At 46.4% G+C, this 19,514-nt stretch carries 16 protein-coding genes; 1 reads left to right on the forward strand and 15 read right to left on the reverse strand.

What is annotated here, in order from left to right:
• Positions 1 to 139: 139 nt before the first annotated feature.
• The 7 genes from pyrE to pyrR all read right to left on the reverse strand — a co-directional run bounded on the left by pyrE (position 140) and on the right by pyrR (position 9,312).
• Complete coding sequence (pyrE, locus tag NST38_RS21095; protein ID WP_036614805.1) at positions 140 to 781, reverse strand: orotate phosphoribosyltransferase; 642 nt, start codon at positions 779 to 781, stop codon at positions 140 to 142.
• On the reverse strand, positions 778 to 1,518 hold the full coding sequence (gene pyrF, locus NST38_RS21100) for an orotidine-5'-phosphate decarboxylase (RefSeq protein WP_076250785.1): 741 nt from the start codon (positions 1,516 to 1,518) through the stop codon (positions 778 to 780). Before pyrF ends, pyrE begins: the two co-directional genes overlap by 4 nt.
• Positions 1,519 to 1,621: 103 nt before the next feature.
• Positions 1,622 to 4,840 carry a carbamoyl-phosphate synthase large subunit gene (gene carB / locus NST38_RS21105; RefSeq protein ID WP_036614808.1) on the reverse strand — a complete coding sequence of 1,073 codons (3,219 nt, stop codon included), beginning with the start codon at positions 4,838 to 4,840 and terminating at the stop codon, positions 1,622 to 1,624.
• 1 nt (position 4,841) lies between these two features.
• Entirely contained in the window at positions 4,842 to 5,984 is a 1,143-nt protein-coding gene (carA, locus tag NST38_RS21110) for a glutamine-hydrolyzing carbamoyl-phosphate synthase small subunit (protein WP_017687333.1), read from the reverse strand.
• 422 nt (positions 5,985 to 6,406) lie between these two features.
• The gene (locus NST38_RS21115) at positions 6,407 to 7,711 is read right to left on the reverse strand and encodes a dihydroorotase (protein ID WP_341344049.1); all 1,305 of its coding nucleotides are present in this window, start codon (positions 7,709 to 7,711) and stop codon (positions 6,407 to 6,409) included.
• Positions 7,712 to 7,837: 126 nt separating this feature from the next.
• The gene (locus tag NST38_RS21120) at positions 7,838 to 8,749 is read right to left on the reverse strand and encodes an aspartate carbamoyltransferase catalytic subunit (RefSeq protein WP_036614815.1); all 912 of its coding nucleotides are present in this window, start codon (positions 8,747 to 8,749) and stop codon (positions 7,838 to 7,840) included.
• Positions 8,749 to 9,312: a bifunctional pyr operon transcriptional regulator/uracil phosphoribosyltransferase PyrR gene (gene pyrR / locus NST38_RS21125; protein ID WP_017687330.1), complete on the reverse strand. Its 564-nt coding sequence runs from the start codon at positions 9,310 to 9,312 to the stop codon at positions 8,749 to 8,751. The genes NST38_RS21120 and pyrR overlap by 1 nt, the downstream gene beginning before the upstream one ends.
• A 710-nt stretch (positions 9,313 to 10,022) precedes the next feature.
• On the opposite strand from pyrR, the gene NST38_RS21130 reads away from it, so the two are divergent.
• Complete coding sequence (locus tag NST38_RS21130) at positions 10,023 to 12,698, forward strand: YhgE/Pip domain-containing protein (protein ID WP_341344050.1); 2,676 nt, start codon at positions 10,023 to 10,025, stop codon at positions 12,696 to 12,698.
• 97 nt (positions 12,699 to 12,795) lie between these two features.
• Here the strand turns inward: NST38_RS21130 and NST38_RS21135 are convergent, their stop codons facing one another.
• From NST38_RS21135 to lspA, 8 genes are all read right to left on the reverse strand, one after another.
• Positions 12,796 to 14,100, reverse strand: a complete 1,305-nt coding sequence (locus tag NST38_RS21135) for a DUF6080 domain-containing protein (RefSeq protein WP_341344051.1) — start codon at positions 14,098 to 14,100, stop codon at positions 12,796 to 12,798.
• Positions 14,101 to 14,131: 31 nt separating this feature from the next.
• Positions 14,132 to 14,452, reverse strand: a complete 321-nt coding sequence (locus tag NST38_RS21140; protein WP_235431595.1) for an EamA family transporter — start codon at positions 14,450 to 14,452, stop codon at positions 14,132 to 14,134.
• Entirely contained in the window at positions 14,442 to 14,729 is a 288-nt protein-coding gene (locus tag NST38_RS21145) for an EamA family transporter (protein ID WP_445933727.1), read from the reverse strand. Before NST38_RS21145 ends, NST38_RS21140 begins: the two co-directional genes overlap by 11 nt.
• A gap of 26 nt (positions 14,730 to 14,755) precedes the next feature.
• Positions 14,756 to 15,388, reverse strand: a complete 633-nt coding sequence (locus tag NST38_RS21150; protein WP_036614827.1) for an HAD-IB family hydrolase — start codon at positions 15,386 to 15,388, stop codon at positions 14,756 to 14,758.
• An 18-nt stretch (positions 15,389 to 15,406) separates the two neighbouring features.
• Entirely contained in the window at positions 15,407 to 16,297 is an 891-nt protein-coding gene (locus NST38_RS21155; protein ID WP_341344269.1) for a decaprenyl-phosphate phosphoribosyltransferase, read from the reverse strand.
• A gap of 203 nt (positions 16,298 to 16,500) precedes the next feature.
• Positions 16,501 to 17,754, reverse strand: coding sequence for an LL-diaminopimelate aminotransferase (locus NST38_RS21160; RefSeq protein WP_341344053.1), 1,254 nt, complete (start codon positions 17,752 to 17,754; stop codon positions 16,501 to 16,503).
• Between the two features lie 110 nt (positions 17,755 to 17,864).
• Positions 17,865 to 18,827, reverse strand: coding sequence for an RluA family pseudouridine synthase (locus NST38_RS21165; protein ID WP_445670885.1), 963 nt, complete (start codon positions 18,825 to 18,827; stop codon positions 17,865 to 17,867).
• The gene (lspA, locus tag NST38_RS21170; RefSeq protein WP_017687321.1) at positions 18,820 to 19,314 is read right to left on the reverse strand and encodes a signal peptidase II; all 495 of its coding nucleotides are present in this window, start codon (positions 19,312 to 19,314) and stop codon (positions 18,820 to 18,822) included. The genes NST38_RS21165 and lspA overlap by 8 nt, the downstream gene beginning before the upstream one ends.
• Positions 19,315 to 19,514: the final 200 nt, after the last annotated feature.

The raw sequence follows: 19,514 nt of genomic DNA on the forward strand, positions 1-19,514 counted from the left end.
TATTTTGATGAACAAACAAAAAAAGCACCCCAAAGTGCGGGATGCCTCTTGCATATTCGATCGTTTTGCCGCTATGACGGCAATCATTACAATTTTGATACCGTTCATTCCTGAACATTTTTTTGAGGTATCAATGATATTATTTACCAAATGAAGAAGGATCTTCACGCCAGGATTTAAGCAACTCAAAGTCACTCTCCTGAATCGTTCCCTGAGCCAAAGCCACATCCATCAGCGCCGTGTAATTGGACAACGTCTGAAGTGGAATTCCAGCATCTTCAAATGCTTTAACACCTTTATCCAGCTGGTAGCTGAAAATGGCAAGTACGGCGAGAGGTGTTGCGCCTGCTACACGTACGGCTTCGGCTGCTTTGATCGAGCTTCCACCTGTAGAGATCAGATCTTCGATGACAACCACTTTCTGTCCTTCGGTAATCAGACCTTCGATCAGGTTCTCCTTGCCGTGTCCTTTCGCTTTATCACGAATGTAGGCCATCGGCAGATCCAGCTTCTGAGCCACCCAGGCAGCATGCGGAATACCTGCGGTTGCTGTACCTGCGATGACTTCTGCATCCGGGTACTGGTTCCGAATGATTGTTGCAAATGCTTCAGCGATATCGTTGCGAATCTCCGGATAGGACATCGTTAAGCGGTTATCACAGTATATTGGTGATTTGATGCCGGATGTCCATGTAAATGGCTGCTGCGGACGTAACGCCACGGCTTTAATTTTCAAAAGTTGGGAAGCAATATGATTCGGAATCTCATTCAGTTCGATCATGCGTTCAACATCTCCTTCAAAATGGTTTCTACCGCTTCTCGCGGATTGGGAGCGCCTGTAATGGGTCTGCCTACAACAATGTAATGACTGCCTCTGGCGATGGCTTCACCTGGGGTCAAGACGCGTGTCTGATCTCCCAGACCACTACCCGCTGGACGAATTCCTGGAGTAACGGTGTGAAAAGCACTGCCACACGTTGCCCGAATTGCGGGCACTTCCAGTGGAGAAGCAACAACTCCATCCAGTCCGGCCTCTTGGGCTAGTCCTGCATAACGGACCACAGCAGCTTCCACACTTCCCGGGATGCCAATCTCGTTATTCATCGTTTCCAGACTTGTACTGGTGAGTTGGGTGACTGCAATGATCTCGGGCTTGCTAAGGGAAGGATCGGCAGCGATTGCTGCCTCAGCACCTTCACGTGCAGCACGCATCATAAGGGCTCCACCCGCTGCATGTACATTGAACATGTCTACGCCAAGACGTGTGATACTCTCAGCTCCGCCACGAACGGTGTTGGGAATGTCATGCATTTTCACATCCAGAAAAACGGAGTACCCTTTGGATTTCAGCTCCCGAATAAAGTCAGGTCCTGCTGCGTAGAACAGCTGCATACCCACCTTGAGATAACAGGGAATGCCCTCAAGAGCTTGTACCAATTCTTGAGCTTCTTCCGCTCCAGGATAATCCAGTGCCACCATCAGACGGCCAGCCATTTCATTGAAACTCGCTTGATTCATCACCAGCGCTCCCCTCCACTTGCTCATTTTTTCCGTTTTTGCCCGATATAAAGGACATCCCGCCAGCCCGCAGGCTGACTGATGTCCTTCATCAGAGAGTTATTTATTTTACAAAGACAGGCATTGCTTCCGAAGAGAAGTTGATCGTTTGCAGCATGATCAGCAGCGCACGAATCGTATCCAATGAAGTCATACATACAATGCCGTTTTCTACCGCTTCACGACGGATACGGAATCCATCACGCTGCGGTGTTTTGCCTTTGGTGAGTGTGTTGAAGACAAAGTTTGCTTCGCCGCTACGGATCATATCCAGAATGTTCGGCGAACCTTCACTTAATTTGTTCACAGTCGTTACCGGAATGTTCGCTGCTTCAAGCGCAGCTGCTGTTCCGCCGGTAGCCATGATTTTGTAACCCAGTCTGTAGAAACCTTCGAGCAAAGGAACCGCTTCGTCTTTGTCTTTGTCTGCTACAGTTACTACGATCGCTCCTGTTGCCGGAATTTTCATTCCTGCGCCGATGAGACCTTTGAACAACGCTTTAGCGTAATTCGGGTCACGGCCCATAACCTCACCTGTAGACTTCATCTCAGGTCCGAGGGTTGGTTCTACACGACGCAGCTTCGCGAAGGAGAAGACCGGAACTTTAACCGATACATGATCCGATTCAGGCCACAGCCCGTCAACATAACCAAGATCTTTTAGTTTCACACCCAGAATGGCTTGTGTTGCCAAGTTCGCCATCGGAATGTTGGTTACTTTACTCAGGAATGGTACGGTACGGGATGAACGCGGGTTCACCTCGATAATGTACACTTGGCCATCATGGATAACAAACTGGATGTTGACCAAACCTACCGTTTTCAGTTCTTTCGCAATTTTGATTGTAATCTCTACAATTTTCTCTTTCAAATCCTGGGACAGATGTTGAGGAGGATATACCGCGATGGAGTCACCAGAGTGAACCCCTGCACGCTCGATATGTTCCATGATTCCCGGAATCAATACCGTTTCACCATCACAGATGGCGTCAACCTCAACTTCTTTACCCATCATGTAACGGTCGATCAGGACCGGATGCTCTGGATTGATTTTAACCGCCTGTTCCATGTATGTTAGCAATTCAGCATCGGAGTATACAATCTCCATCGCACGACCGCCGAGTACATAAGAAGGACGAACCAAGACAGGGTAGCCCAGACTTTGAGCTGTTTCTACCGCATCATCAACGGAAATGACTGTTTTACCTTTTGGCTGTGCAATCTCCAGACGGGAGAGCAGACGTTCGAACTTCTTACGGTCCTCCGCCTCATCGATGCTTTCCAGATCCGTTCCGAGAATCGTTACACCTGCATTACGCAGTGGTGCTGCCAGGTTGATGGCCGTTTGACCGCCGAACTGTACGATAACCCCTACTGGTTTCTCCTGTTCAATCACGTTCATGACATCTTCGAAGAAGAGCGGTTCAAAGTACAGGCGATCCGATGTATTAAAGTCCGTAGACACCGTCTCCGGGTTATTGTTGATAATGACTGCTTCATAGCCTGCTTTTTGCAATGCCCATACTGCGTGTACAGTTGAGTAGTCGAACTCGATCCCTTGACCGATCCGGATTGGTCCTGAACCCAGCACCACAACTTTTTTCTTGTCTGAAGGGATAACTTCATTCTCTGTCTCGTAAGTTGAGTAGTAATATGGCGTTGTTGCTTCAAACTCAGCCGCACATGTATCTACCATTTTGTACACTGGGCGCAGGTTCTCTGCTTCCCGACGAGTTCTAACTTCCGCTTCAGTTGTTAATGTGCCTCCTGGTTGACCTTGCGCACGCAGTTCAGCAATGGCACGGTCTGTGAATCCAAGGCGTTTCGCTTGATACAGAATGTCGGAAGACAATTCGGATTCTTCGCGAATGCGATCTTCGAATGCAATCAAACCTTCGATTTTGTCCAGGAACCACCAGTCAATCTTGGTCAGATCCTGCAGCTGTTGCAACGTATAACCTCTGCGGAATGCTTCGGCAATCAGGAAGATACGCTCATCATCTGCTTTGATCAGACGTTCGTTCAAGGTCGCTTCGTCCAGCGTTTCGGCATCCTTCAGGTAGAGGCGATGTACGCCAATTTCCAGGGAACGAACTGCTTTGTGAATCGACTCTTCGAATGTCCGGCCAATAGCCATTACTTCGCCTGTTGCTTTCATCTGAGTTCCCAGTTTACGGTTCGCCGAGATGAACTTGTCGAACGGCCAGCGTGGGATTTTGCTCACGATGTAATCCAGTGTAGGCTCAAAGCAAGCATACGTTTGGCCTGTTACCGGGTTCACGATTTCATCCAACGTGTAACCCATGGCAATTTTGGCAGCCATTTTTGCAATCGGATAACCCGTTGCTTTGGAAGCCAGAGCCGATGAACGGCTTACCCGTGGATTTACTTCGATAACATAGTATTGGAAGCTGTGTGGGTCCAGTGCAAACTGTACGTTACATCCACCCTCGATATTCAGGGCACGAATGATTTTCAAGGAAGCTGAACGCAGCATTTGATATTCACGGTCCGACAATGTTTGGCTTGGTGCTACGACGATACTGTCACCTGTATGAATACCTACCGGATCAAAGTTTTCCATGTTGCAGACAACGATACAGTTATCGTTTTTGTCTCGCATAACCTCATACTCGACTTCTTTCATGCCTGCAATGCTCTTCTCGACCAGACATTGCCCAATCGGGCTGTAACGAATTCCCGCTGCCACCGTCTCGCGCAGCTCTTCTTCGTTCGCACAGATTCCGCCGCCTGTTCCGCCCAGTGTATAGGCTGGACGCACGATGATTGGATAACCAATCTCATTCGCAAATTCAAGTGATTCTTCAAGTGTCGTTACGATGACACTCTCTGGTACAGGTTGTTCCAATTCACGCATCAGGTCACGGAACAGATCACGATCTTCCGCTTTCTCGATGGATGTCAGCTGTGTTCCGAGCAATTTCACATTTTCACGTTCCAGCACGCCAGCACGAGCCAGCTCTACAGCCATGTTCAGACCTGTTTGACCACCCAGTGTTGGCAACAATCCATCTGGACGCTCTTGACGAATGATTTGGGTTACAAAATCCAGTGTAATTGGCTCAATGTAGACTTTGTCAGCCATGTTTGTATCCGTCATAATGGTCGCCGGGTTGCTGTTGATAAGTACAACTTCCACGCCTTCTTCTTTCAGAGCCTGGCAAGCTTGTGTACCGGCATAGTCGAACTCGGCCGCTTGACCGATGACGATTGGACCGGAACCAATCACCAGGATTTTTTTGAGATCTTTGTTAATCGGCATGTTATTGTGCTCCTTTCACTGCGGCTGCCAATACGGCTTGACGCGGCTTTTGCGGGTTAGTGATCTTGTGCTCGCGAATCATCTCGATGAAGCGGTCGAACAGATAGCTGTTGTCGTACGGACCCGGGGCTGCTTCAGGGTGATATTGAACCGAGAATGCCGGGAATGATTTATGTTTCAGACCTTCAATGGTCTTATCGTTATTGTTGATATGTGTAACTTCCAGGTCTGTACTCTTCACAGACTCTTCGTTTACGGTAAATCCGTGGTTCTGGGATGTGATGAAGCAACGTCCGCTCTCCAGTTCTTTCACCGGGTGGTTTCCTCCGCGATGTCCAAACTTGAGCTTTTCGGTGTCTGCTCCTGCTGCAAGTGCGAACAACTGGTGACCCAAGCAGATGCCGAAGATCGGGTATTCGCCAAGCAGTTCACTGATCATGTTAACCGCGTGAGGTACGTCTTTCGGGTCCCCAGGGCCGTTGGACAGTTGAATTCCGTCCGGGTTCAGGCGACGAATCTCGTCTGCTGTTACATCGTGTGGAACAACAACTACGTCACAGTCACGTTTGCTGAGTTCGCGCAAAATCCCTGTTTTTGCACCGTAATCCACGAGCACAATACGCTCAGCCGTTCCCGGGCTGTTGTAGACATGCTCTGTAGAAGTCATTGGCACCTGGTTACGCAGCTCAGCAATGGTGGTGTCTCCCATCATCTCCAGCAGTTCTTCCACAGGCTTCGATCCTGTTGTGAGAATTCCCTTCATTGTGCCGTGGTGACGAATCCGGCGAGTCAACATGCGTGTATCAATTTCGCTGATTCCTACGATGCCGTATTCTTTGAGCAGATTGTCTACGCTATATTCCGCACGCCAGTTGCTTGGCGTTGGCTCATGACGACGCACAACAAAACCGTGCACGTATGGACGAATCGACTCAAAGTCATCACGCGTAATGCCGTAGTTTCCGATCAGCGGATACGTCATGGTTACGATTTGACCGCAATAGGAAGGATCCGAAAGCACCTCTTGATAGCCTGTAATTCCCGTATTAAAAACGACCTCACCTGTAGTTTCACCTTCAGCACCAAATGCTTTCCCGGTGAACAGTGTGCCGTCTTCCAACAATAATCTTGCCTGTGCCTGCATCCCATTTCACTCCTCTGTGTTTATCAACGTTGAATACTTTGAGTTGAACTTTCTGGAAACTTCGTGCGGCTCCGCGTACAGAAAACCCTTTGATCGCTGTTATCCCCGGATTACTTTTTATCATTTTTCAAATGATGTAATCCGGTGATAAAGGCGAACGCTTTGCTTCTTCGGGTCTTTTCTGTCCGCTCCGCAGTTACGTTGGTGTCCAAGTTCAAAATCATGACATTCAACTTTGCTTGTTTCGTATGTTAGACTCTCGGCATGATTTGCCTCGAGTTAGTTGTAAAGATGTTACTGTGTAGAAGTTGTAAGTTTAGAGTTATAATGACTTGTTGATTAAAGAGTTAAGAATTACTGTTACTGTTTTAAAGAGTTGAAGATATAGAGTTACTGTTTTATTAATTTACTAAATTACCGTTTTACTGTTGTACCGTGTTGCTCCACACGCTTTTGCCATCCACCCATGTTTGTGTGGCCCAGCCTTTCAGCTTCCAGCCTGTGAATGGTGTGTTTCTTCCTTTGGTTGCAAACGTTGCAGGATCAACTGCTTTTTCCTCGTTCAGGTCAATCATCGTGATATCGGCTGGTGCTCCCTCTTCCAGTTTGCCTGTATCCAGTCGGAATACACGTGCCGGATCAGCTGTCATGCGTTTCACCAGGAATTCCAAGCTCCACAATCCTGTTTCCACAAACTTGGTGTACAGCAGCGGGAAGGCTGTTTCGAATCCTACGATTCCGAAAGGTGCCAGCTCCATGCCTTTGGCTTTCTCTTCTTCACTGTGTGGCGCGTGATCAGTTACGATCATGTCCAGCGTTCCGTCCAGCAAACCTTCGATACAAGCCTGCACATCACGTGGTGAGCGCAGCGGCGGGTTCATTTTCCAGTTGGCGTCCATGCCCGGGATATCTTCATCCGACAACACCAGGTGGTGTGGACATACCTCAGCAGTTACTTTAATGCCGATGGACTTCGCTAGACGAATCAAGCGAACCGATTGCTCTGTACTTACGTGGCAAACGTGATAATGGACTCCCGTTGCTTCTGCCAGTAGGATATCACGGCCAACGTGAATGGCTTCGGATTCATTTGGAATGCCTTTGATGCCGTGGCGCTTCGAAAACTCACCTTCCGTCACATATCCACCAACAACCAGTGAGTCATCTTCACAGTGAGCGATCACTGGCATATCCATGCTTGCTGCGAGGCTCATGGCATCTTTCATCATTTGAGCGTTTTGTACGCCTACACCGTCATCTGTGAATCCAATAGCGCCTGCTTCTTTTAATGCGGCAAAATCGGTAAGTTCACGACCCAGTTCGTTTTTTGTAATGGCTGCATAAGGCAACACTTTAACCAGATCAGCTTCTTTGGCCTTATCCAGTACCAGCTTCACAACTTCCGCTGTATCTGTAACTGGTCTCGTGTTCGGCATGCAAGCGATTGTTGTAAAACCACCTTGTGCTGCTGAACGGGCACCTGTCTCGATCGTCTCTTTGTGTTCGAATCCAGGTTCACGCAGATGCACGTGCATATCGATCAATCCCGGAATGACCAGTTTGCCTGATGCGTCTGTCACACTTTGCGCTGACTTTTCGGCATCCAGAACGGCTTGGTCTTCCAGACCAGCGATCTTTTTAATTTTACCTTCATCTATAATGATGGTTTTCCGTTCAAGTTCCCCTTGTTGGTTCAAGACGTTCGCGTTTTTTATAATCTGTAGCATAATTGCCCTCCGCTTCGGTTCTGTCCGGCTTACCAGGCAAGCCGGTTGATTTTCTTTATCGTGTACTCTCTTATTGCTCTATAAGAACTACCGTACCGTCAGCCTATGACCTACAGCCAGACCCTGTTACAGTTTCATCGCACGTTCCATAACCGCCATGCGGATTGGAACGCCGTTTGCCATCTGCGGGAAGATCCGCGATGCTTCACTTTCCACAACCGCGTCATCTACCTCGACATTGCGATTCACAGGAGCAGGGTGCATGATAATGGTGCTTGGTTTTAGGCGTGATGCCCGTTCTTCCGTCAATCCGTAGTGTTCGCGATAATCCTCAGCTGAAGTAATTAAGCCATGTTGATGACGTTCCAGTTGAACACGAAGCATCATGACTACATCTGCATCCAGCGCTTCTTCAAGACCGACATAAGGAGCATGCTCTGCGAGTTCCGGTGCCTGCATCGTTTGTGGTGCACAGAAGCGTACATCTGCACCAAACTTTTGCAGTGCCCACAGGTTGGAACGAGCTACACGGCTATGCAGGATGTCACCAATGATGGAGACACGCAAGCCTTTCAGTTCGCCAAATGCTTTCCTCATCGTGTATAGATCCAGCAACGCCTGTGTGGGATGCTCATTGTTGCCGTCTCCGGCGTTCACGAGTGGTACATTCACTTTCTGAGCCAGTTGTTGCAGAACGCCTGCCGGTTTCAACCGGATCACGCCTGCATCAATGCCCATCGACTCAAGTGTTCGTACCGTATCGTAGATGGACTCTCCTTTTTCCACACTGGATGCGGCTGCCGTAAAGTTCAACACTTGTGCGCCCAGGCGTTTCTCTGCCATTTCGAAGGAGAAGCGGGTACGTGTGCTGTTCTCGAAGAACATGTTCGCAACAAAGCGTGATTCCAGTACAGGAGCCAGTTTCTCTTTCTGCGCTTCCCAGTGAGCCGCTCTGTTCAGAATGGACTCGATTTCTCCTCGACTAAGTTCCTTCAGTCCAAGCAAGCTTCGGTCTCTCAATGCTGTCTGTGTAATCATTATGCTTGCTCCCCCCGGTTCTGAGTGATTTTGACTTCGTCCTGTCCGTCCGTTTCCATGAGTGCAACTTCAATCTCCTCTGATTTGGAAGTCGGCACATTCTTGCCGATAAAATCAGGTCGAATCGGAAGTTCCCGGTGTCCGCGGTCTGCGAGTACAGCCAGCTGAATGTTCTGCGGTCTTCCACAGTCCATCAGGGCATCCATCGCTGCGCGAATCGTCCGTCCGGTATAGAGCACATCATCGAACAAAATCACTTTTTTGTTATGGATCGAAAGTGATTCAGGTGTCATAATCAACATTTCCTTGCGATTCGCTTTATTTTCGTCCAAGCGGTCATCGCGGTAAGGAGTCACATCCAGTTCTCCCCAGGGGACTTTGGCGCCTTCGATTTCTTCAATCTTGGCGGCAATCCGTTCTGCCAGGTAAACCCCGCGTGTACGGATACCAACCAACACACAATCGTCGATTCCTTTGTTTTTCTCCAATATCTCATGGGCAATCCGTGTTAATGCGCGGCGGATCGCCGTCTCATCCATAATGACATGTGTCTCTGTGCTCATGCGTTCAGCCTCCTCAGGATTTCCCTTCAGCATCATGGCCCCGTGACGAGGAGAAAAAAAAAGACTCCTTGCCGTGTTTATTGGCAAGGAGTCTCCGAACTTCAGACCGCTCTGAAGAAAGTTTACTCTCGGGGATGCATCGCTTCATTTGCCGCAGCAAAAAAACGATGTATCGTTCACGTTACCTTGCCAGTCTCACGGGACTGATTTAAAGGTGCTATTCATGTCGTTCATATTGCAGAACCTCACAGGGTTCTGTAATCAATATGTCCGTTTGTCTTCATGAATTATGACAGAAAGACAACCCCCTGTCAACACCTCACCATCGCAGGTGAAAACCCTCTGCTACGTTCTTCTTAGAATCAGCAGTTAGGCTGAAAAACATCCATGCACAATACATCTCATTGGTTATTCATAATTATACAACATTTCTGCATATTTATCCATAGGCAAATGAGAAATTTGATATAACCAAAATAAACCTCTTACTGTACTCAAGTAGAGACAAAACACTTCTTTTTAGAACAAACGGTGAGTTTCATTTTACGCAATATATGAAGGCTCTGAATTAGTACCAAGTGAAATGGGTACAGTTTATAAACATGAACCCATTATTAGATACTGCAATAATGCCGATATACATAAGATTCACAAATTTACGACATAGAAATAAGTTACGCCCTACATTTATGTACATTTAGGAGGAAGTCATGCGTCACATTTGGCACGTTTACAAAACAGACTGGTTGCATATTCTGAAGGTTCCCACAGGTATATTTCTAATTGTGGCTATTATTCTACTGCCCGGGGTGTATGACTGGGTCAACGTGAAGTCCGTCTGGGACCCATACAGTAATACCCAGGGGATCAAAATTGCGGTGACAACTGAGGACAAGGGTGCGACTGTTGAAGGAACCCATGTTAATATCGGAGACGAACTGGTATCCAGCCTTAAACACAACGAAAAGCTGGGCTGGACTTTTGTGGACCAGGCTGAGGCTAATCGGGGTGTGCAAACTGGAGAGTATTATGCAAGCCTGCTCATTCCGGGGGACTTTTCATCCAAAATTACAGGCATCGTTGATGGGAAGCTGGAGCGACCGGAAGTAATCTATACCGTCAATGAGAAGGTGAATGCCATTGCTCCTAAAATCACAGGCTCTGGTGTATCTGCCATAACAACGCAAATCAATGAAAATTTCACTGAAGCCGTCAGTGAGGCCGTTCTAACCAAGCTGAATGAAGCCGGGGTTGAGATTAATTCCCAGCTTCCAACATTACGCAAAATGGAGAAAGGCATTTTTACACTGGAGAAAAATCTTCCGGTTATTCAAGCCGCAGGTCAAAAGGTTCTGGAAGTAGAAAAAGCCATGCCCGAGATTGTAAAAGATGCTCAAAAGATCGTTGAAATCGAGAAAAAACTGCCTGAAATCAATGAAGCAGCACAGTATGTGCTCAAGGTGCAGGAGTATTGGCCACAAATTAATGAGGCGGCTTCCGAAGTGCTGGCTATTCAAGGGCGAATACCGGATATACAAAAAGCGGTAGATCGCATTCGAGAAGTGGATGAAAACTTTGGACAGGTATCAGATGTTATCCAAACGGCGCTGGATAAAACGAACAAAGCTCTGTCTATCGTAACGGCCGCAGAACAAGATTTGGACAAAGTATCACAAATCGCTGGCAACGGGATTGAGCTTGCAGAGGGATTAAATCAGTTCGTGGATTCCAGTGAAGAAGCGTTTCAGACAATTGGCCCGACGATCCGCCAAAATCTGCTGCTGGTGCAGCAGATTACTAACGCTGCAGGAGACGTATTTGCACAATTGCAAAATTCGGATCTTAATAACCTTCCTACAGTAGAAGATCTCGACCGGATTGCTTCACGTTTAGGGGTTGCGGTAAAACTCGTGGACAGTATGGCAGAACTACTGGGCAACATCAATAACTTGCTTCCAAGCCAACCACTTGCCGATAAAATCACACAACTGAACTCCATTTCAGATAAACTTCAGTTGCAGATCCGCTTGGCTGGCATCATCAGTGATGCCATGCGTCGTAATACAACTCCACCAACAGAGGTCATCGCTCAGTTAAATACTCTCTCGAAGGACATCAGCAGCGGGATAGGCAATATCTTAAACACCTATGAAAGTGAAATATCGCCTGCACTTGCAGCTGGTGCGGATAAGCTCAGGTCTACCCTCTCCACTTCAGCAGAAACTCTGCAAGGAGCAAAAGATCGTATTCCGGATATTGCGGACATTCTTGCATCAGCCAAAGAAGGAATTACGTTTGGGCAGGCCGAGTTGACAAAAATCCAGAGCGAACTGCCTCAAATACAATCTAAGATCCATGAGATATCAGAAACACTCGCGAACAAAAGTGAAGGTTTTATCCAAGCTCTGAACACAGTGTCTTCATTAATTCGAAACGATCTGCCCAAGCTGGGAAACAAACTGAACGAAGCAGCTGATTTTGTTCGTAATGATCTGCCTACTGCCGAGAAACAGATAGGCAAGGCATCCGATTTTGTACAGAATCAGCTGCCGGAGGTCGAAAAAGGAGTTCACCGTGTTGCCGCGCTTGTACGTGATGATCTGCCAGCATTGGAAAGTGCCATCAGCAAGGCTGCTGACAAACTTCGGGAGGTCGAAGGTAATAACCAGTTTGCGGAGCTCGCCAAACTTTTGCGCGGCGATATTGAAGAAGAGAGTGCTTTCCTTGCAAGTCCGGTGCAAATTAAGGAAAAACAGCTTTACCCAATTCCGAATTATGGATCGGCCATGTCACCATTTTATGGCGTGCTGTCTCTGTGGGTTGGCTCAACACTGTTGATTTCTCTGCTTCGTGCCGAAGCTGAAAATCCAGGGGGCAAGTTCCGGGGATATGAGTTATATCTTGGACGTCTCGCTACTTTTCTGACCATTGGGTTACTTCAGGCGATATGTGTCACCCTGGGAGATATCTTAATCCTGGGTACCTATGTTGCAGATAAACTGTGGTTTGTCCTGTTTGCCATGCTGGTGAGTGCCGTATTTGTCACCATAACGTACACCCTGCTGTCCGTATTTGGAAATATCGGAAAAGGGATCGCCATTATCTTCATGGTGTTCCAGTTCTCCAGCTCCGGCGGTACGTTCCCAATCAGCATGACATCACCCTTTTTCCAAGCATTGAATCCGTTCATGCCCTTCACGTATGCGATCAGTCTGCTGCGTGAGTCGGTCGGCGGCATATTGTGGTCTACTGCCATCAAGGATATTCTGTGGTTGTGTATGTTCATCGCGCTGAGTCTCATTGTTGCTCTCGCTTTGAAACGTCCACTCAGCAGTCTCACCAAACGTTCAGCCGAGAATGCCAAGAAGACCAAAATTATTGCTTAACTCATTTGCTCAACGCTAAATAAGAAAAGGCCATTGGACTTTCCATCCAATGGCCTTTTCTCGTTTCATTATATGAATGGATACATTTACTATTTGACTATTTCACTGAGCGTTCCTGTTCCAACTGATTATAGGATTGTTTGATTGTTGTTAATGTTTCTACATGGCGATAGATGTTGTTACTTGCCGTAACGATAACACATAACATGATCAAGCCTATAACCACTTTTTTCCCCAATCCCGGACGAAGGCTGATGACGAAACTTCCACCCAACAGGAAAAACGCAAACAGATAATGTCCCGCATACAGGTACATATCGTATTGAAACACAGCTAGACCAAAGCCCACGACTACGTGAAGCAAAAAGGCAAACAAAATATATGGCACAAGGGTCCACACTTCTCGTTCACGAATGCCTTTAATGAAGCCCATGAATGCCAGTAGTAAAATAAAGATACCTGTCATCTGCACATGGATTGGATTGGAACGGGATAGATCCGTAACAAAGGCCGCCATGCCCGGGTCCAGTAAATGCATTTTCGGTGTCAGCATCGGATTAATCGTTAACATGTTCAATGCTTTCCAGTGAACAGCGAACTGGAATGGCGTTGCATAGCTGGTTCCACCATTTTGAATGCCCAACAGCCAGTTACTAACCCAGCTGCGACCTCCAAAGGCAACGTACTGGACGCCAGTTAATACGACGATGATCAGAACCGCTAATGCCATGATACCGATGTATTTTTTCAAATTCGCCTTATTGCGCCATGCATGCATATTGAAGAATGTGGCAGCAGCAAATGGTACGATATTGGTCGAGGTTAGTCCAAAGTTAATCGATGTAAGCAATGCATTGGGTACATAACGTACGTTCTGACGCTCACGAGTATACTGCATGTAAACCACCGACAACAGAATAACGAACTGTACATAAGGATACGAATCCGGGATCAATGCAGTAAACATTAAGTAGGAACTGAAACCAAACAATAAGGCAAACAGTAGCGGTACGATGGTCGGTTTATCTTCTTTTTGACTCAGGAACAGATACGCCAGCACCACCGAACCCGCATTTACCAGCGATTGCAGGATTAGAAAGAACCAGTTGCCTCCCAGCAGTTTCGCTACAGCCGCAAGGGTGACAGCGAGAAAGGAAATCAGCGGATGGATCACGGAAGAACTGTTGTCCCCATAATACATTGAAGGATCAAAGTTGAATAAATTGATTGGAAACAACGTCGTATTAAAAGGGCTATACGCCCCAAGCATCTCTGCATTATTTTCAATGTACAGAACATACGAGCCGTTCATTAAACCATAAAACAGAGCAAATCCCGCAAACAGGTAAAAGGCTGTCCAGTTGGCTCTGCGATTATAAAAGAAGTAATCTAAAAAGTTCATGCTTTCATTTCACATCCTGATTAATTAAGTTCTAAAATACCAATAAACATAGGCCACCCATAATACATGCCACGCCTATCCAGCGTAAAGGGCCCACGGTCTCTTTAAATATCAGCCGAGCTATGATAAGAGTCCACACATATGTTAATGCGTTCGCAGGCAACACTACGGTTAATGGAAGAAACTTCAGCAATACAATATTCAGCAACGCACCCGTTCCGTAGAATCCAAGTCCCATGAGTACATGCAGACGATTGCGACTGGAAGCATAAGCTTTCAGTCCGGCCCCGCCCAGTGCACCACACAACGTCATGACAATTAATACGGCAACCATCCAGCTATCAATCAACACTGGTTAATGTCACCCCGATTCCAAGCAACACAACTGCTGCCAGCTTTTGCACCGTAATTTCTTCCCCAAGCAAAAAATACCCATAGATTAAGGCAAATACGTAGCTGGCACACATCAGAGGATAAGCAACAGAGAGTTTTTCCAGAGCAAAAGCTTTAATCATCAAAATCGCTCCAAGTCCATAACACAGAAAACCAATACCCAGGTAAATCCACTCGGTTAGTCCCCATTTCCAAAACAATTGACCCGTTGCTGTCAGAAAAGCGGAAACGAGCATCAACCATTTACCAGTATGACGCGATTTTATTTCCCCCACGTTAATGCCTCCATGTCCGGAACACGCTTGTTAATAAAGTATCGTTGACTTACAAGTTGCATGACTGGAAGGTCGGATAAGGAGTCCGAGTAGGAACATGACTGGTCGTAATCAATGACCATATTCTTTTCACTCAGATAAGCCTGAATTCGGCGTACCTTCTCTTCCCCTTTGCAATTGCTGCCATCAACTCTGCATGTGTAACCATTCTCATGACGGACAAGTTCAGTTCCAATTACATGATCCACCCAGGGAAAATTATTAAAGTATTTCATATAGGCATGCGGAGATGCAGTTACCAGCAAGACATGATACCCTGCTTCTTTGCGATGTTGCATCTCTACACTGGCCTCGGCAAAAATGGACGTACGCAAGCGAGTATCAAAGAAATGTTCGAGATCTTTTTCAGACATACGCTCAATTTCTTGAAAGTAGGATCGTTTGACTTGTTCAACCGTCATGAAGCCTGCCTTGAATAACACGGTATGTAATGCAATGACAGGTAATCTCCATACCTGCCACGGGTAACGGCGAACACCGTAATGCACAAATTGAAACATGGAATCACTGCGTATGATCGTTTTATCAATATCAAAAATTGCGACTTTCGTGCTTTTCACCCTGATCCCCCTCAGCCTTTATTCAAAGATTGCAAAGATTGTAACAACACTTATCACATACAACATAACCGTAATTAATATAGGCTTGTCCTCAAACAGCACACGATCGGGCGAACCTCCCTGGTTCTTCATGTGGATCAGATACAGGTAACGGAACATGCCGTAAATGACCAATGGAATCGTCCACATGAGATGAATGGTTCGATCTGAAGTGAATGTGAACAGGGAATAACTGATAATCGTAGCTGTCGTCACAATTGTATTGAATTGATCCAGTAATGTAATGGAGTAGTTATCCAAAACCTTACGATGTGATCCCGTATTTCCCTCAAGCAACGTGAGTTCATTTCTGCGTTTTCCAATGGCCAAAAACAACGACAACAGCATGGTACAGATCAAAAACCACGGCGTGAATGGCACATGGATCAGCACACCACCTGCAATGGCACGAAGTACAAAGCCGGCTGCAATGGTCATCATATCCAGGATAACGAGATGTTTCAGCACAAATGAATACGATACATTCAACAGGAAATAGACGATACATAACACCCCGAATAGAGGGTTCATCATGAAGGCCGTTCCTACGGAAAGGATTAATAGAATAATGCCAAACAACAAAGCATGACTCGGATTCACCTGCCCAGAAGCCATAGGACGATACCTTTTCACAGGATGCTGTCGATCCCTGTCCCGGTCTACAAAGTCATTTAAAATATACACACAGCCTGCAACAAGGCTAAATAGAATAAAACCAAGCAACGTCGCAAGAATGGTTTCAGTCCGAATCTCCTCAAAAGAAAATAGTAACGCAGCAAATAACAGCAGATTTTTAGTCCACTGTTTGGGTCTTAACAATCTGATTAATCCTGACACTGTACTGCCTGTTCCTGTAGCCCGTGAGGACACAGTACTTGTTCGTGATGATAACAATTGTAATAACTCCCTTCAACAACAACTTCTGTATATAAGAAATAACGTAAAGATCTAATCATATGTTGCTTGTATAATTTTGTAAAGGGAGTAAATGAAAAAATTCTAATATGGGCATAAAAAAAGAGACCGTTTCCGGTCTCTTCTTTAGTACATGATTTAACTATTGGGTACTACGATTAAAATTCAAATTGTACGTCGCTCAGACGACGTTTGATCTCAGCAATAACACGTTTCTCTTCCTCTTCACCCTTCGCTTCAAAGGTTACGGAGAAACGAACAAAGTTACCGGCATCATCCCAAGGTACGGATGAGATCAGTTTCTCACGGATCAGGAATTGGGAGAAATCTTCGCCGGATTCAAAGCGACGTCCGTCAACCACACCTTTTGGTGCTTCTACATACAGGAAGAATGAACCTTTAGGTTTTTCAGCCTGGAAGCCCAGTTCGTTCAATGCGGCAACGAGCATGTCGTGACGACGGGAATATTTCTCTGCAATTTTTTCCGTGATCTCAGGGTGATTCAATCCATAAGCAGCAGCCTTTTGAATCGCGATAAACTGACCGGAGTCATTGTTGTCCTTCACATCACTGAATGCTTTGACTACAAGCGGGTTACCCGCTACAAATCCGATTCTCCAACCTGTCATGTTGTAGGACTTGGACAGAGAGTGCAGCTCTACGCCGACATCCTTCGCACCAGGTACCGAGAGGAAGCTGAACGGTTTTTTGCCATCATACGTCAATGCTGCATATGGAGCATCATGTACAACCACAACATTATATTTCTTAGCCCATTCAACGACTTCAGTGAAGAACTCCACCGTCGCGCTTGCGCCTGTTGGGTTGTTCGGATAGTTCAGGTAGAGCAACTTCGCACGTTTTGCGATGTCTTCCGGGATAGCCGTCAGATCAGGCAAGAAGTTGTTCTCTTTCGTCAACTGGATGTTGAACACTTCTCCACCCAGATACTTCGTATGTGTACCCATAACCGGGTAACCTGGAACGGTCATGATCGTCACATCACCCGGATTGATGAAGCATGAAGGCATCATCGCCAAAGCCGGTTTTGAACCAATGGAGTGTACGATCTCAGTATCTGCATCGATACCTTCTACGTTGAATACGTTTTTCAGGTAGGAAGCAGCAGCAGCTTTGAATTCAGGAATACCATTGTCGGCATAACCACGGTTCTCAGGTCTGGAAGCTTCTTCTGCAAGTGCAGCTACAATGCCTGCATCAGCCATTTCGTCCGGTTCACCTACACCAAGGTCAATCAGTTCCACATCGGGAAAATCTTTTTTGGCCGAAGCTTTGGCACGTTTGATTTTCTCGAATTTATAAATGTTCGTGTCTTTACCATAGTTGGAGCCACCGATACGGTCGGCAAAATTAGTCTGAATGTAAGTTTCTTGGTATTTATCGATACTCATAACGTTGTTCATCTCCTCATTTGACGCAAATTTCTACACTTTAATATGAAGCATTTGCGTGATCAAAGCCATGGACAAAGTATCCGAACATTTGTACTTTCTTGGAGCTGTTAACGACTGCGTAGCGAGGCGAGCACGTCTTCCATATCTTGCGGAATCGGAGCTGAAAATTCAAGGTATTCTCCCGTTGTTGGATGCACAAATCCAAGAATGGCCGCATGAAGAGCCTGTCCTTGCATTTTGATGCCTTTATTCCGTCCATAAGTTGGATCTCCTACAAGCGGGTGACCAATAAATTTCATGTGAACCCGAATCTGGTGAGTACGTCCTGTCTCCAGTTTCAATTCCAGCAAGGTGTAATCATTAATCCGCTCTGTAACGGTAAAATGCGTAACGGCATGTTTACTGTTACGTTCTGTGACCGTATACATTTTGCGGTCATTGGTATCCCGTCCAATCGGTGCATCAATGGTACCTTGATCATGATTAAGATGACCATGAACAAGCGCAATATACCGTCTATTCACCGTATGTTCCTTCAACTGAGCAGCCAGTGATGCATGAGCACGATCGTTCTTGGCAGCCATGATCAGGCCGGATGTATCCTTATCGATACGATGCACAATACCAGGACGCAACTCCCCATTAATACCCGAGAGGTCTTTGCAGTGATGCATAAGTGCATTAACGAGGGTACCCGACGTATGTCCTGGTGCTGGATGCACCACAAGACCACGCTGTTTGTTAATCACGATCAGGTCGCTGTCTTCATATACCACTTCCAGCGGAATATCTTCGGCAATGATCTCAACGGCAGCCGGTTCAGGAATCTGTAGTTCAATCAGATCACCTTCGGATAACTTGGCATTGGCTTTGACTACAGCACCATTTACTGTAACCATCCCGTCTCTGATCCACAATTGAACTTGGGAGCGAGATACGTTATCCACGGCTTCCGTAATATATTTGTCAATTCGTTCTTTTTTATGTTCAGCGGCAACGGTCCATTCCATACGTTCATTGCCATTCATTAGTTCTTCGTCGTTAATCTGTTCCTTATTCGGATTACTCATGATGTTCATTCCCTTCAATCTTCGCGGCTGCTTTTTCGCGCCGTCCTTCAAGCAATGTCTCCACTATGATCAACCCTACACCGATGCAGATTGCCGAATCGGCGATGTTAAAAATGGGAAACGTATAACTTCCAAAATTAAGTTGTACAAAATCTACAACTTCTCCAGTCAATGCCCGGTCAAGGAAGTTGCCAATTGCTCCACCAAGCACCAAACTAAGCGCCACAGGCAGCAATTTGTGCGGGGTATCTTTTACCTTTTGCAAATACCAAATCAAGGCAACGACCACAATCAACGTAACCACGATAAAGAACCAACGCTGGTCTTGCAGAATGCCAAATGCTGCTCCTGAGTTACGATGTGATGTGATGACAAAGAAATTGCCAATGACCGGAATTTCTTCTCTGAGTTCCATCCGGGTTGCAATCAGATACTTGGTTCCCTGATCCAATAAAAATACGATAAAAGCAAGGATATAATACACCACGTTTGTTTGTCACTCCGTTCTTGTCTTTTCCAAACGATACCAGGCTTACGCCAGACTTGTTTATTGTAGCACAGCTGTTTGGAAATCGTCCACGACGCGCTACATCGCAATGCTTATGGCAAAAACGATAACATTTCCCTTCTGTAATCTTGCCCTCAATGGCACATCCTACAATAGAGTCAAAATCCGGATTCCAGCAT

The sequence above is a fragment of the Paenibacillus sp. FSL H8-0104 genome (assembly GCF_038050215.1).
GTDB classification, from domain to species: domain Bacteria; phylum Bacillota; class Bacilli; order Paenibacillales; family Paenibacillaceae; genus Paenibacillus; species Paenibacillus amylolyticus.

What these genes read in the sequence shown, in the direction of transcription:
- carA (WP_017687333.1), bottom strand. Translation starts at nt 5,984, where the DNA reads ATGCAGGCACAGGCAAGATTATTGTTGGAAGACGGCACACTGTTCACC.
- NST38_RS21160 (WP_341344053.1), bottom strand. Translation starts at nt 17,754, where the DNA reads ATGAGTATCGATAAATACCAAGAAACTTACATTCAGACTAATTTTGCC.
- NST38_RS21130 (WP_341344050.1), top strand. Translation starts at nt 10,023, where the DNA reads ATGCGTCACATTTGGCACGTTTACAAAACAGACTGGTTGCATATTCTG.
- NST38_RS21135 (WP_341344051.1), bottom strand. Translation starts at nt 14,100, where the DNA reads ATGAACTTTTTAGATTACTTCTTTTATAATCGCAGAGCCAACTGGACA.
- NST38_RS21115 (WP_341344049.1), bottom strand. Translation starts at nt 7,711, where the DNA reads ATGCTACAGATTATAAAAAACGCGAACGTCTTGAACCAACAAGGGGAA.
- pyrR (WP_017687330.1), bottom strand. Translation starts at nt 9,312, where the DNA reads ATGAGCACAGAGACACATGTCATTATGGATGAGACGGCGATCCGCCGC.
- NST38_RS21145 (WP_445933727.1), bottom strand. Translation starts at nt 14,729, where the DNA reads ATGCTCGTTTCCGCTTTTCTGACAGCAACGGGTCAATTGTTTTGGAAA.
- NST38_RS21120 (WP_036614815.1), bottom strand. Translation starts at nt 8,749, where the DNA reads ATGATTACACAGACAGCATTGAGAGACCGAAGCTTGCTTGGACTGAAG.
- carB (WP_036614808.1), bottom strand. Translation starts at nt 4,840, where the DNA reads ATGCCGATTAACAAAGATCTCAAAAAAATCCTGGTGATTGGTTCCGGT.
- pyrF (WP_076250785.1), bottom strand. Translation starts at nt 1,518, where the DNA reads ATGAATCAAGCGAGTTTCAATGAAATGGCTGGCCGTCTGATGGTGGCA.
- pyrE (WP_036614805.1), bottom strand. Translation starts at nt 781, where the DNA reads ATGATCGAACTGAATGAGATTCCGAATCATATTGCTTCCCAACTTTTG.
- NST38_RS21165 (WP_445670885.1), bottom strand. Translation starts at nt 18,827, where the DNA reads ATGAGTAATCCGAATAAGGAACAGATTAACGACGAAGAACTAATGAAT.